Source organism: Pseudomonas sp. NyZ201 (genome assembly GCF_049860765.1).
GTDB classification, from domain to species: Bacteria; Pseudomonadota; Gammaproteobacteria; order Pseudomonadales; family Pseudomonadaceae; genus Aquipseudomonas; species Aquipseudomonas bharatica.
Genome location: NZ_CP187557.1, coordinates 5173514 through 5187421, shown reverse-complemented (window position 1 = coordinate 5187421; position 13908 = coordinate 5173514). Strand labels below are relative to the sequence as shown.

At 63.0% G+C, this 13908-nt stretch carries 13 protein-coding genes; 8 read left to right on the top strand and 5 right to left on the bottom strand.

From position 1 onward, the window contains the following. Positions 1–106 precede the first annotated feature (106 nt). Both ACPFMA_RS23285 and ACPFMA_RS23280 read right to left on the bottom strand, forming a co-directional pair. On the bottom strand, positions 107–853 hold the full coding sequence (locus tag ACPFMA_RS23285) for a transglutaminase-like domain-containing protein (RefSeq protein ID WP_064301683.1): 747 nt from the start codon (positions 851–853) through the stop codon (positions 107–109). A 51-nt stretch (positions 854–904) separates the two neighbouring features. Then, a complete protein-coding gene (locus tag ACPFMA_RS23280) occupies positions 905–1795 on the bottom strand; it encodes a LysR family transcriptional regulator (RefSeq protein WP_425928834.1) in 891 nt (296 codons plus the stop codon). Between the two features lie 115 nt (positions 1796–1910). Here ACPFMA_RS23280 and ACPFMA_RS23275 point away from each other — a divergent pair, with 115 nt between their 5' ends. The 8 genes from ACPFMA_RS23275 to ACPFMA_RS23240 all read left to right on the top strand — a co-directional run bounded on the left by ACPFMA_RS23275 (position 1911) and on the right by ACPFMA_RS23240 (position 10333). Further along, positions 1911–2675 carry a sulfite exporter TauE/SafE family protein gene (locus ACPFMA_RS23275; RefSeq protein ID WP_064301742.1) on the top strand — a complete coding sequence of 255 codons (765 nt, stop codon included), beginning with the start codon at positions 1911–1913 and terminating at the stop codon, positions 2673–2675. A 24-nt stretch (positions 2676–2699) separates the two neighbouring features. Next, on the top strand, positions 2700–3257 hold the full coding sequence (locus ACPFMA_RS23270; RefSeq protein WP_425928833.1) for a sugar ABC transporter ATPase: 558 nt from the start codon (positions 2700–2702) through the stop codon (positions 3255–3257). 85 nt (positions 3258–3342) lie between these two features. Next, positions 3343–4812 carry an IMP dehydrogenase gene (gene guaB, locus ACPFMA_RS23265; protein ID WP_009398329.1) on the top strand — a complete coding sequence of 490 codons (1470 nt, stop codon included), beginning with the start codon at positions 3343–3345 and terminating at the stop codon, positions 4810–4812. Positions 4813–4892: 80 nt separating this feature from the next. Continuing rightward, positions 4893–6470 (top strand): glutamine-hydrolyzing GMP synthase, encoded by a 1578-nt coding sequence (gene guaA, locus ACPFMA_RS23260; RefSeq protein WP_064301686.1) that lies wholly within the window; start codon positions 4893–4895, stop codon positions 6468–6470. 174 nt (positions 6471–6644) lie between these two features. Then, positions 6645–7394, top strand: coding sequence for a GNAT family N-acetyltransferase (locus ACPFMA_RS23255; RefSeq protein WP_425928832.1), 750 nt, complete (start codon positions 6645–6647; stop codon positions 7392–7394). After that, complete coding sequence (locus tag ACPFMA_RS23250) at positions 7378–7809, top strand: hypothetical protein (RefSeq protein WP_425928831.1); 432 nt, start codon at positions 7378–7380, stop codon at positions 7807–7809. The genes ACPFMA_RS23255 and ACPFMA_RS23250 overlap by 17 nt, the downstream gene beginning before the upstream one ends. Next, a complete protein-coding gene (locus ACPFMA_RS23245) occupies positions 7799–8782 on the top strand; it encodes a peptidoglycan-binding protein (protein WP_425928830.1) in 984 nt (327 codons plus the stop codon). The genes ACPFMA_RS23250 and ACPFMA_RS23245 overlap by 11 nt, the downstream gene beginning before the upstream one ends. Positions 8783–8797: 15 nt before the next feature. Beyond that, positions 8798–10333, top strand: coding sequence for a ComEC/Rec2 family competence protein (locus ACPFMA_RS23240; RefSeq protein ID WP_420059168.1), 1536 nt, complete (start codon positions 8798–8800; stop codon positions 10331–10333). A gap of 35 nt (positions 10334–10368) precedes the next feature. Here ACPFMA_RS23240 and ACPFMA_RS23235 read toward each other — a convergent pair whose 3' ends face one another. The 3 genes from ACPFMA_RS23235 to ACPFMA_RS23225 all read right to left on the bottom strand — a co-directional run bounded on the left by ACPFMA_RS23235 (position 10369) and on the right by ACPFMA_RS23225 (position 13902). Next, entirely contained in the window at positions 10369–11259 is an 891-nt protein-coding gene (locus ACPFMA_RS23235; RefSeq protein ID WP_064301691.1) for a LysR family transcriptional regulator, read from the bottom strand. Between the two features lie 110 nt (positions 11260–11369). Next, the gene (locus ACPFMA_RS23230) at positions 11370–11834 is read right to left on the bottom strand and encodes a DUF1348 family protein (RefSeq protein ID WP_009403547.1); all 465 of its coding nucleotides are present in this window, start codon (positions 11832–11834) and stop codon (positions 11370–11372) included. A gap of 34 nt (positions 11835–11868) precedes the next feature. Beyond that, on the bottom strand, positions 11869–13902 hold the full coding sequence (locus tag ACPFMA_RS23225; protein ID WP_425928829.1) for a pyridoxamine 5'-phosphate oxidase family protein: 2034 nt from the start codon (positions 13900–13902) through the stop codon (positions 11869–11871). Between the last annotated feature and the right edge of the window lie 6 nt (positions 13903–13908).

The window sequence follows — 13908 nt, the reverse complement described above, 5'->3', positions numbered from 1 at the left end:
GTCCCCTGTGGGAGCGGGTTTACCCGCGATAGCTATGGTGAGTTCACCACTGCAATCGCGGCGGTTCGGCGCTCCGATGAACCCACAGAGGACACGTCGTTATTTTTCAACCTGATTGATGATTGCAGGCCTGGCTACCCGGTGCACCTTCGCGAATCCTGCGCACATTGTCGTTGAGCAGCTTGTAGAAGAAGTTGTGGTACAGCCAGCCCTTCACTCCGTTCAGGTTGGTCTTGTGCTCGCGGTAGAAATCATCCGGCGAGGCGTATAGCCCCAGCTCGCGGGCAATGCCCTCGCGCTGGATGTAGGTGTCGCGGCCGGTCCATTGCACGGCCGGTTCGGCCAGCGACGGGGTGGCCACGGCATAGCCGAGGAAGGCGTGCTGGCAGTTGCTGAACCTGTCCTGTACCGCGCGCAGGTACTGCTGGTCGAGAATCACCCCTTCCAGCACTACCCATTGCCCGTGCAGCTCGACCTCGACCCAGGTGTGGAGGATTTCCCGCGGCGCCATGAAGTACACGAACGCGGTCATCGCGCCTTTCTGCAGGCGCTTGTCGATGGTGAAGGCCCGCAGCCGGCAGGCAATGCCGAGGGCGCGGAGCAGGGCCATCAGCAGGTTGGACTTGGTGTTGCAGTGCCCCAGGCCCTCGGCAAGGATCGCCGAGGCGGGCAGGCTGTCGGCACCCGCGTTGTAACCGAACAGGATCTCGTCGCGGCAGAACTCGTAGACGGCACGGGCCGCCTGTTCCGCTGGCAATTGCCGCCAGCCGCGCGAGTCGATGAGGCGCGTGATCGCCGGTGCGTCGAAGTCGAGTATTTCAGTGCGTTGTAGATAGTCCTGTTGCGTGCGCATGGCAAAGCCTCCGTGTTTTCACCAAGGTTGGACCCTGTAGTTACTTCAGGGTCAAGCACGCTGTGCCTGCATATGCCCGAGGAACTGCCTGACCAACGGCCCGGCGTCGCGACGGTAGGCTATGGCCACTGTACTGACGCAGCCGGGATCGACCAAAGGGATGAACCGCAGCGAAACCGGGGCGATGTCCTGCATGCAGCGAGGCAGCAGCGCCACCCCGAAACCGGCCTGGATCAATTGCAGTTGAGTGGTCTTGCGCGACACCACCCGCGCCGGCCGCGGAAAGAATCCGGCTGCCATGCACAGTTCCGCCGACAGGTAGCTCAGGCCGCCACGCTGGCGATGCGGGATGGAAATGAAAGGCTGGTCCGACAGATCCGCCAGCCGGATGCTGTCGTGATGCGCCAAGGGATGGGTATCGGCGACCGCCAGCAACAGCGGTTCCTGGAACAAGGGCTCGACGCACAGGCCTTCATGCTGGCGTAGCACAGGCAAGCGCAGCAGGCCAATGTCCAGGCGTCCGTCGACCAGTTCTTCAAGCTGGCCCTCCGAGGAAAGCTGGGCTATCTCCATCGATACGCCAGGGTTGTCATGCAAATAGCTGCTGACCTGCTGCAACAAGGCCCCGGTCAATGGCACCGTGCTGGAATGACTCAGGCGCAGGCTGCCGCGCCGTCCCTGGCCGACGGCGCGGGCCAGGTCACTGGCCTTGTCCAGGTCCTGCAGCAGGTTGCGCGCCTTGGGCAGGAACGCCGTACCGGCAGCGGTCAGGCGTGGCAGTCGCGCGGTCCGTTCGAACAACGCGGTATCCAGTTGCTGCTCCAGTTCGCGAATCTGCCGGCTCAGGGCCGACTGGGCGATGTACAGGCGTTCGGCGGCGGCGCTGAAGCTGCCGCTTTCAGCGATTTCAACGAAGTAGCGCAGTTGGCGGGTAGAAATCATGAGCTATGCCGTTTCAAGATGGCTAATGGCGATATTGCATATTAGTCGGCATGGCTCCGCACTGGTTAAGGTGCGCTGAAAACCAATCGAAGGTAGTGCCCGGATGCTCGCCGACCTGTTCGCCCAATTGCCGTTCTCCCTGCTCGACTGGCTGCCGATCCTGCTGGGTGTGGCCGCTGCCTACGTGGTCTTCGGCATCGCCGGATTCGGTACCGCGCTGGTGGCCGGCCCGATCCTGATCAACTTCATGCCGTTGTCGCGGATCATCCCGCTGCTGGTGCTGCTGGATTTCGTCGCCGCCTTTGGCAACTGGCTGCCGGCGCGCAAGGCGGTGAACAGGGGCGAGCTGCTGCGCCTGCTGCCGTTCATGGCCCTGGGTTGCACACTGGGCGTGGTGTTCCTGCTCAACCTGCATGCCGATGTGCTGATGCTGCTCATGGGCCTGTTCATCAGCGCCTACGCGCTGTACAGCCTGGCGGTGAAGGTCAGGCCGGCGAACCTGGCGGCGGGCTGGTCGGTACCGGCGGGAACCGTGGGCGGGCTGTTCGGCGCGCTGTTCGGCAGTGGCGGCTTTCTTTATGCGCTGTACCTCAATGCCCGGCTGGACTCGACGGAGCAGGTGCGGGCGACCCAAAGCGCACTGATCAGTTGCAGCACGGTGGTGCGCCTGAGCCTGTTCCTGATCGCCGGGGTCTATGCCGACCTGCCGTTGCTGCTGCTGGCGGCGTGCCTGCTGCCGATGATGGTGCTCGGGTTGCGGGTAGGGCGGCGCCTGACCTTGAACATGTCGCGCGAGGCATTCGTGCGCCTGGTGACCTGGCTGGTGCTGGCCAGTGGGGTGGCGCTGATCGGGCGCTGGCTGAGTCAGGTAAACTGGTGACTTTGAGCCGACCCGACCGCCGTCATGATCACCCAGAGCATCATCGTTCCCCGAATGTCCTCCATCCCCGTGCACGAAGCCCGTGCCCGGGCCATCCTGCGCTGGCTGGTGCGCGAGAAGATCGTCGAGGAGGGCCTGAGCACCTGCGGCGGCACCGGCAACCGCATGGCCCATGCCATCGCCGAGGGCGCGCGCAAGGTGGTCGAGCGCCCCGACCTGCTGCCGTTCGGCAAGCGGGTCAACGGCCTGGAGATCATCACCAAGCGCTGCATCTATACGCCGTCGGTGGATTTCCTTGAGGAAGCGGGCTGCCCCGAGTGCCGCCGGGAGATCGGCGAGGCGTTGTTCGAAAGCCTCGAAGAGTGGATGCCGGCGCAGACCGATAACTTCACCTGTCCCGAATGCGGCCATGAAGACGATATAAACGGCTTTCTGTTTCTCCAGCCGTGTGCCTTTTCCAACCTGGGCTTCATCTTCAATGGGTGGGCCGATGCCGGTTTCAAACCGGCCTTCCTCGACGCCTTCGCCGACTGGCTCGACCAGCCGGTAGCCGTGGTGCGTGGAACGCTGTCGGGCAACTGACCGAAGGCCCATCTTTACATTGAGCGAAACGGCGCGCATGAGTATAATGGCGCGCTTCCATTTTTCCCGCCCGGGAGCCCCCGCGATGCTGCGTATCAGCCAAGAAGCCCTGACCTTCGACGACATTCTCCTTGTACCTGGCTATTCCGAGGTACTGCCCAACGAAGTCAGCCTCAAGACCCGTTTGACCCGTGGCATCGAGCTGAACATTCCGTTGGTCTCCGCCGCCATGGATACCGTGACCGAAGCCCGCCTGGCCATTGCCATGGCGCAGGAAGGCGGCATCGGCATCATCCACAAGAACATGACCATCGAGCAGCAGGCCGGCGAAGTCCGCAAGGTCAAGAAGTTCGAGGCCGGCGTGGTCAAGGACCCGATCACCATCGATGCCGAGGCCACCGTGCGTGACCTCTTCGAGCTGACCCGCCTGAACAACATCTCCGGCGTACCGGTGCTGCACAACGGCGACCTGGTCGGCATCGTCACTTCCCGCGACGTGCGTTTCGAAACCCGCCTCGATGCTGCCGTGCGCGACGTGATGACGCCGAAAGAGCGTCTGGTCACCGTGCGCGAAGGCGCCGACAAGAACGAAGTCCGCGAGCTGCTGCACAAGCACCGCCTGGAGAAGGTCCTGATCGTCGATGCCGACTTCAACCTGAAGGGCATGATGACCGTCAAGGACATCGAGAAGGCCAAGGCCTACCCGCTGGCGAGCAAGGACGACCAGGGTCGCCTGCGCGTCGGTGCCGCGGTCGGTACCGGCAAGGACACCGGCGAGCGCGTTGCCGCCCTGGTTGCCGCCGGCGTCGACGTGGTGGTGGTGGACACCGCCCACGGTCACTCCAAGGGCGTTATCGACCGCGTTCGCTGGGTCAAGGAGAACTTCCCGCAAGTGCAGGTGATCGGCGGTAACATCGCCACCGGCGCTGCCGCCAAGGCCCTGGCCGAAGCCGGCGCCGATGCGGTCAAGGTCGGGATCGGCCCGGGCTCCATCTGCACCACCCGTATCGTTGCCGGCGTCGGCGTGCCGCAGATCAGCGCCATCGCCAACGTCGCCGAAGCCCTCGAAGGTACTGGCGTTCCGCTGATCGCCGACGGTGGCATCCGCTTCTCCGGTGACCTGTCCAAGGCCATCGTCGCCGGCGCTTCGTGCGTGATGATGGGCTCGATGTTCGCCGGTACCGAAGAAGCCCCGGGCGAAGTCGAACTGTTCCAGGGGCGCTCCTACAAGGCCTACCGCGGCATGGGTTCGCTGGGCGCAATGGCCCAGGCACAAGGCTCCTCGGATCGCTACTTCCAGGACTCCTCGGCCGGCGCCGAGAAACTGGTACCGGAAGGTATCGAAGGCCGCGTCCCCTACAAGGGCGCACTGGCCGCGATCATCCACCAGCTGATGGGCGGCCTGCGTTCGTCGATGGGCTACACCGGCAGCGCCACCATCGAAGAGATGCGCACCAAGCCCGAGTTCGTGCGCATCACCGGTGCTGGCATGGCCGAGTCCCACGTGCATGACGTACAGATCACCAAGGAAGCGCCAAACTACCGCGTAGGTTGATGCTCTTGGCAACACCGTTCAGCGGGGCTGTTATCGAACAGCCCCGCGTCGTTTCCGATTACCACTGACGAGATTGAGTCATGGCCCTCGACATTCACGCTCACCGCATCCTGATTCTCGACTTCGGTTCCCAGTACACCCAGCTGATCGCCCGCCGCGTGCGCGAAATCGGCGTGTACTGCGAACTGCATCCGTTCGACATGGACGATGAAGCGATTCGTGCTTTCAACCCGCGCGGCATCATCCTCGCCGGCGGTCCTGAGTCGGTCCACGAAGCCAACAGCCCGCGCGCGCCGCAGGCCGTGTTCGACCTGAACGTGCCGGTGCTGGGCATCTGCTACGGCATGCAGACCATGGCCGAGCAGATGGGCGGCAAGGTCGAGGGTTCGGACCTGCGCGAGTTCGGCTACGCCCGTGTCGACGTGGTCGGCAAGAGCCGCCTGCTGGACGGCATCGAGGATCACGTCGATGACGACGGCGTGCTCGGCCTGGACGTATGGATGAGCCACGGTGACAAGGTCACCCGCATGCCGCAGGACTTCCACGTCCTGGCCAGCACTCCGAGCTGCCCGATCGCCGGCATGTTCGACGATGCCCGCGGCTACTACGGCGTGCAGTTCCACCCGGAAGTGACCCACACCAAGCAGGGCGGTCGCATCCTGTCGCGCTTCATCCTCGACATCTGCGGTTGCGAAGCCCTGTGGACCGCCTCGAACATCGTCGAGGACGCCATCGCCCAGGTTCGCGAGCAGGTGGGTTCGGCCAACGTCCTGCTGGGCCTGTCCGGCGGCGTCGACTCCTCGGTGGTCGCCGCGCTGCTGCACCGCGCCATCGGCGACCAGCTGACCTGCGTCTTCGTCGACAACGGCCTGCTGCGCCTGCACGAAGGTGACCAGGTCATGGCCATGTTCAAGGAGAACATGGGCGTCAAGGTCATCCGTGCCGACGCCGAAGCGCAGTTCCTCGGCAACCTGGCCGGCGAGTCCGACCCGGAGAAGAAACGCAAGATCATTGGCCGCACCTTCATCGACGTGTTCGATGCCGAGGCCAGCAAGCTGGAGAACATCCAGTTCCTCGCCCAGGGCACCATCTACCCGGACGTCATCGAATCGGCTGGCGCCAAGAGCGGCAAGGCCCACGTGATCAAGTCGCACCACAACGTCGGTGGCCTGCCGGAGGAAATGAACCTCAAGCTGGTCGAGCCGCTGCGCGAACTGTTCAAGGACGAAGTGCGCAAGATCGGCCTGGAACTGGGCCTGCCGTACGACATGGTCTACCGCCACCCGTTCCCGGGTCCGGGCCTGGGCGTGCGCATCCTCGGTGAAGTGAAGAAGGAATACGCCGACCTGCTGCGTCGTGCCGACCACATCTTCATCGAAGAACTGCGCAAGGCCGACTGGTACCACAAGACCAGCCAGGCTTTCGTGGTGTTCCAGCCGGTCAAATCGGTGGGCGTGGTCGGTGACGGCCGTCGCTACGCCTGGGTCGTCGCCCTGCGCGCCGTCGAGACCGTGGACTTCATGACCGCACGCTGGGCGCACCTGCCGTACGAGCTGCTGGAGACTGTCAGCGGCCGGATCATCAACGAAATCGAAGGGATTTCGCGGGTGACCTACGATGTGTCGAGCAAGCCGCCGGCGACGATTGAGTGGGAATGATCCCGCGTCCGGCATAGACCGGCATCAAGTGGTAAGAAATACCCCGGAAGCCCGCGTAAATGCGGGCTTTCGGCTTTTGGGGGCTGGGAGTTCGGGTAACGTTCTACATCGCCAGATCAGGCCTCAGGTCGCTAGTTACTGAATCGTTATCCCCCGACACGCCTGAGGGTATCGATGGCACATCGCTTCTATGGCATCTTAGCAGGCACTTACGGCAGCGGAATTAGTAGCATTATGGAAAATGCCCCGTCGGCGGTGCCGCCCAGCTTCGCGGATATCCGCTCCCCGTTCATCGTAGCGGAGCAGGCCGCGCGAACGGCCTTTTTCAGGGCGCTTCGCAGGCAGACAGTCTCCAGGCCCGCGCCAATACTGTCCTCGATTGCATTGAAACCGCGCTGGGCGCACCTCTATTTCCCCTTGCAGGATGACCCCGTACTTGCCTATCAAGTGCGCTTGCCGCTGCACGCCAGTGTTGAGGCGTCTCGTGCCTGGATCAGCCGTGAGCGAAGGGCAGGTCATCAATTGTATGCCGTCGTACATGCCAAGCACGGCATGGTAGGCGCCTACGGTCTTCGGTGCTGGGGAGCGATCGGGTCGTTTCATTTCTGGCTGGGCAAGGCCTTTCGTGGTCGTGGTCATGGCCGCGCAGTTCTCGAACTGGTGCAGCGCAGCGCCGAAGCGCAAGGCATGAAAAGACTCTACAGCTCGGTGCTCGCCGACAACATATCCTCGCTTCGTGTGCTCTCTGCAGCAGGATTTCAGTGCCTGGACTCCGTCCGGCAGGTCGGGCTTGCGCAAAGCGGTTGCTGGTATCGGTGCCTGGGAGGCAGCGCACCGATGATGGATGAGGCCGTGCTGCATGAAGAATGGGCGCTGCTGGCGGCGGCAGCCAGACGGGGACGCAACCATGATCCTTATCCGTGAGGCGCAGATAGCGCATCTCGCAGCGCACTGCCGCCGCCGAAAGATCGCCGGATTGTGCGATGCCTTGCGCGGCAGTTATCCCGAGCGATTGACGGCACTGAGCCCGATTGCGTTGTACCGACGGGTACGGCAGGCGGTAGCTCGGGCCGAAGAGTATGGATTGCAAGACAAGGACGATTGGTATCGCTACCTTGAGTTGGCGGTATTGCATGGCTGGGACTTCGATCAGCAACCTGCACTGGCATGGATGCACGAATACCTGATCGAGGAGCGTATCAGCTTGCCCTCCGCACGCTTGGCCAGGTTATGTGATCAACGTACGCAGCAGATCGAGCGCGATGCCCTCAACCGGGAAATCCGAGCCCGTTTCGCTCTGAGGCGCGCGGCGCGCGGGAGGCAGTCGAATGACCGATAGTGCGATACAAGCGTGCCCGCTTGGCGCTGGAGAGGTGGTCGAAGTCTGTGTCGTCGGCGCGGACCGCAAACCGCTGGCCGACATCGCCGTAGAACTGCAGCGGGCTCCTGACCAAGTGCTGCGCTTGTTGACCGGCAGCGATGGCTCGGCGCGTTTCGAGGGGCTGGAGGAGGGCGACTATAGCCTGTCCCTGTTCGAACTCGATCAGGATGCCTGGTCGCTCGCCGAGACTTCGGTTGTGGGCACGGCCGTGCAGGGAAACCCCAAGCCTGCTGCCTGGCAGAATCCTCCACAGGCATCCGTAGCATCTCCGATACGCCATACGATCAGTGCGGGGGAAAGCACGATCAGCCTGTCCGAGTTACATGGGCATTTTGCCCAGACGATCTGGGCCGATCCGGGCAATGAATCGCTGCGCCAAGGGCGTCAGGATATGAATGCATTGTTGCCGGGGGACGAATTGACGATTCCCGCCAGGCGGCGCAAGACGATGGCCGCAAGCATCGGCAAGCGCTATGTCCTGCAGCGCAAAGGCATACCGGCGATCTATCGCCTGCAGGTCCGGTCGGGTGGTCGTCCGGTGGGTCGATGTGCTTACTTGCTGACCGTGGACAAACACCTCGTGCTTGATGGATGGACGGACGATAACGGCGTGCTGGCCACCTGGTTGCCGGCGCAGAGCCGTGAGGGTGTACTGGAGATCCAGTCCAATGGTTACTGGAGTGATCTCACCTTGAGGTTGCGGTTTGGAGGCCTCGGGCCGCTGGAGGACGACCAGGGCGTCGCTCATCGTCTGGCAAATCTGGGGATACTTGTACGCCGTGAAGGAGCGCCATCGGCAGACGAACTGGAGGCAGCGGTACGGACGTTTCAGGGGCTTCAGGGCCTTGAGGTGACCGGGCGTATCGATAGCCTGCTCAGGGAGCGCCTGTATGCGGTGCACGATCAATCGTCGGATGACGTTGGGCAATAGAGGAGCGCTACCGGTTTGGATATATCCGATGAAGACAAAGAGCGTCTAGCCAGGCAACTTCAGCTCAATGGTTTCGTCGCTGGTGGGCTGTTCACACCTATGACGGATTCGACGGACATGGACACGGGGATGGAGGAAGAGGCGCTTGTTCACTCCGGACCCGGTCGGGCAATCGACACCGTCAATGTACCCGTTCCTCTCAGAATCCTGTTCATCGATATCGGTCAGGGTAACGCGACCCTGGTCATCGGGCCTGGCAATGAATCGATTCTGATCGACTGCGGAAGTGTTACAGAGGACGCGATAGCCGACGAACTGGTGATCAATGCCACGAAAGCGATCAACGGTTATCTCGAGAAGGAAAACCATCTCGATTACCTGATCATTTCGCACCCGGACAAGGACCATGTGAACAAGGTCGAGAAGGTGCTGCGCGGCTTCAGCATCGGCAAGGTATTGTGCGGTGGCCGAAACGTATCGAACTACAGCGGAAGCGGCAAAGGCGATCTCGCCGGTTTTCTCAAGGAGATCGACATCAAGCTGGTCGATTGCCTGATCAACGAAGGAGCTCTCTACTCCGAAGCTCCAAACCTGCCCGCTGACCAACGCCTGGTCCAGACCCGAACTCCCGGTTTCGACGTATTCATCGTCTGCGCCAACGCTCCGGTGGCCTCCGGGTCGACCATCAGCACCTTTCTCGAGCTCAACTCGGCAAAGCCGGGGACGGAGGCGAACTGTTCGAGCGTGGTGGTATGCATTCGCTACAAGGATCCCACCTACGACGGCGGCACATATGACCAAGTGCTGGTGTGTGCGGATGCCACCTTCTCGACCGAGTACCAGATTCTGGCGAAGTCGGGCTGGGCAGGTCACCTGCAGTCATTTCTGCTTTCCGGCGGGCATCACGGTAGCGCGGATTCTTTCTCGCCCAGGTTCCTCAGGGAGGTAAATGCTTCGTTCGTACATTTCAGCGCCAATATGCATGGTCGTTTCCGTCATCCGACCTGGGAAGTTGTCCAGCGTATCCTGACGCACTGTCCGAACGTCAAGACCACGACGTGCGAGCTGCACGAAATCGTGATCGGTTGCACCATGGCGGACAAGCCGTCCTCGCACAGCAGCAACTTGATGGAAGCGCCCACGCTGATCATGAGCCTGCTTGAAACGATGGATAAGGACAAAAAGAACGGCGCTACGGTGCTTGCGGAATACGTCAAGAGTCACACCGTGACGCCGTTTTCGCCGGTGTGGTTGCAGGACGTCAGCGTGGAGATCGTCGAGTACGTTGCACACGGCCGGAACCCGAGAATTATTTTTCGTAATCAGTTGCCTTCTACCTATCACGGCAAAGTTCTCGACACGATGCTGGAGGAGCAACGATTGCGTGCCGGTCTGACTTTCACCGACGCTCGTGATTCTGTTGTCTATTGGGACAGCAACCCGACCCACTTCGGACTTATCAGTAGCCTGCTTGGCGCCAATACTGGCGTTCATTGGGAGCTTTCGTTGCACGGCGATGGCCATACGGCGCCTGATATCACCAAGTACTGAATGCGGAGCCGAAAGCGTGGTGACCGGGTATTCGGTCACCCAAACACCGGATCCCCCCGCAACCGCTCCACCGCCATATCCACGAACGCCCGCACCTTCGCCGGCGCCTGTCGCCCCTCCGGATACACCAGGTGTATCGGCAACGGCGGCTCCTCGAAGTCCTCCAGCACCACCTGCAATTCCCCCTCCCGCAACGCCGGCCCGATCTGGTAATGCAGCACCCGGGTCAAACCCCACCCTGAACGCGCCGCATCGATCACCGCCTGGTTGGTATTGCACATCAGCACCGGGTCGATGGAGACTCGCTGTCCTCCGGCAAAGCGCCATTCCGGCAAAGCCCAGGAGCTGTTGGAGGCGACGATGCGGTGGTCCTTCAAGTCGGCGGGGGTTTGCGGTATACCGCGTTTCTCCAGGTAGCCCGGCGCGGCACAGATCACATGCCGTACCGCCCCGACCCGCACCGCGGTCAACCCGGAATCCGGCAGATGCCCGATGCGCACGGCCACATCGAGACCTTCCTCGACGATATTCACCTGGCGGTCGATGAACAGCGTGCGCGCGTGCATGCCCGGGTAGGCATCGAGGTATTCGGTGATGATCGGCAGCACATGCAACTGCCCGAAAAGGATTGGCGCGGTGATCGCGAGGGTGCCGGACGGCTCGCGGTAATGCCCGGCCGCTGCAGCCTCGGCTTCGGCGATATCGCCAAGGATGCGCCGGCAATCGGCGAGATAGCGCGCCCCGGCCTCGGTGGTCTTGACCGAGCGGGTGGTGCGCACCAGCAGCCGGGCACCGACCAGGTCTTCCAGCGCGGCGATGATCCGCGTGACCGCCGGGGCGCTCATATGCACCGCCCGGGCGGTCTTGGCGAAGCTTTCGGTTTCCGCCACCTTGACGAACACCCGCATTGCCAGCCAACGATCCATTGCGCTGTGTTTCCTTCGGTACGGTCGCGTGTCTTGAGTGTCTCCGGCAAGACCCGGGACACGGTCGGGGTGCCCGGGATTATGTGCCATTTCCTGGTCCGGTGTCCGCTTCAGAAACCAAAGTGGCTCAGGCCTGGATGATCGTCCGGCCGCCGGCCCAGCGGCCAGTGGAACCGGCGATCCTCCTCACGGATCGGCTGTTCGTTGATGCTGGCATGCCTGGCACGCATCAGCCCGTCCTCGGCGAACTCCCAGTTCTCGTTGCCGTAGGCGCGGAACCATTGGCCGCTGTCGTCGCGGTATTCGTAGGCGTAGCGCACGGCGATGCGGTTGCCGGTAAAGGCCCAGAGCTCCTTGATCAGGCGGTACTCCAGTTCGCGGTTCCATTTGCGGGTGAGGAAGGCCTCGGCGTCGGCGCGGTTGTTGACGAACTCGGCGCGGTTTCTCCAGCGGGTATCCAGGGTGTAGGCCAGGGCGACCTTGGCCGCGTCGCGGCTGTTCCAGCCATCCTCGGCAAGGCGGACTTTTTCGATGGCGCTCTGTTCGGTGAACGGGGGCAGTGGGGGACGAGACATGGCAAGGCTCCTGAAACTGAGTGAATGAGACAAATCAAAGTGCAAGCTGGACCGGGTCCTCGCCGGCAGGTACCGCGCAGCAGACCAGGACTTCATCCTCGCCAACCTTGGCGGCGGGTTCCTTGATGTAGCTGACCGCGCCCTTGAGCAGGCGGGTCTTGCAGGTGCCGCAGTGACCTTCGCGGCAACTGAATTCCGGGGCGAGGCCGCGCGCTTCGGCCAGTTCCAGCAAGGTGCCGGAACCGGGTTCCCAGCGCGCTTCCTTCAATGAATCGATGAAGGTCACCGGTATCGATGTGGTGGCCGGCGCCAGGCCGGGCAGGGCGGTCGGCCGTGGTTCGGTGGAACGCTTGAGCGAGGCCGGCCCGAAGGCTTCGGCATGAATGCGCTCGTCCGCCACGCCGTATCCGCGCATCCCGTCGTACAGCGACTGGCTGAAGGACGGTGATCCGCACAGGTAGAACGCGTAATCGCCGAACGCCAGGTGACGCGTCAGCAGTGGCATGTCGATCCGGCCGGCGGCGTCGTAATCGAGCCCTTCCTCGGCCTCGCGGGTATCGCTGAGCACCCGTACCAGCGTGATGCCCAGCTCGCCCAGTTCCTGATCGAACGCCCGCTCCTGTTTCGAACGTGCCGCGTAAAACAGCGTGACCGGGCGCATGCGCTGGGTACGCCGGCCTTCGAATGCCAGATGGCGTGCCATCGCCAGCATCGGCGTGATACCAACGCCACCGGCCAGCAGCACCACAGGGCGATCGCCACTGCCGTCGAGGGTGAAGTCGCCAGCCGGAGCCCGGGTTTCCAGGGTATCGCCTTGGTGCAGATGCTCATGCAGCCAGGTCGAGACCAGCCCGTCGCGTTTCACGCTGATGCGGTAGTGGCCGTCGGACGGCGCGGTCGACAGGGTGTAGGTGCGGATCAACGGCTTGTCCGCGCCCGGGATCGACACCCGTATCGGTAGATGCTGGCCTGCCAGGTGCGGCAGCAGGCCGCCGCCGTCCTGCGGTTCCAGGTAATAGGAATTGATCGACGCGCTTTCCCGTACCACCTGCGTCACCCTGAAACGCCGCCATTGGCTGGCGAGCGAGGCAACCCGTAGGCGTTCCTCCGTCCGCTGCCAGTCACCGGTCAACAGCGAGCTTTCGGCTTCGCCCTTGGCCCGGAACGTCCAGCGCAGGGCCAGGCCTGCCGGGCGCCGCACGATGCGCCGGGGCCTGAAGCTCCACAGGCGCTCCGCGCCCTGGAAAGCGGCGATTTCCGGTGACTCGAAGATCACCTCGGCATCGCCGGTCATCTGCAGGACATCGCCGTTTTCGTAGTCAACGAACAACAGCCCGGCCTTGCCGTTCAGATGGATATTGCCGAGGGTGGAAAAGAACAGGTTGCCGTTGAAGTCCGGGATGGTGAGCAGGCCGTCCTCGCCCACACGGACGAAACCGGGCTTGCCGCCGCGGTGGGACACATCGACCTGGCGGCGCGCCTCGCGGTCGGCGTAGGTGGCGACGTAGAACGCATCGGCAGACTCGATCAATCGGCGCGCGGCGGCATCGAGTTGCGCAAGCTCCTCTAGCTGCCCCGAGAACGCAGCCTGCGGATCCCGGGCAAAGGAAAAGTCGCGCAACTGGATGTAGCGCGGGCAGTTGCCGAAGCTCTGGTCCACGTCGACCCGAAAGCCGGCGTCGAGACTCGACAACACCCCGTTCATGCGATTGCGCCGCCGGGTATGCAACTCGATGCCCAGCAGGCCGACCGCTGCGCCGTCGTGCATCCCGTGCCCGGCCGGATCCAGAGGGTCCGGTCGGGCCGCGATATCCAGGGTCGTGGGCGAGGGCGAGCTCATGAAGCCGGGCCGGCCTTCGAGTACGGTCGCCCAGGCATCGCCCTCGGCATCCACGCTGCCCAGCACCATGAAGGGCAGCCCGGCATAGAACGCGCGATGCTGGTCGGGCATGAAATCCCGCACCACGCGTTGGCCGACACCTTCCATGCGCTCGGCAACGCCGACTTTCTCCTGGATGAATTTCTCGCCTTCATGCCAGGTGGAGAGCTTTTTCAGGTGCTTGGCCATGTCGGT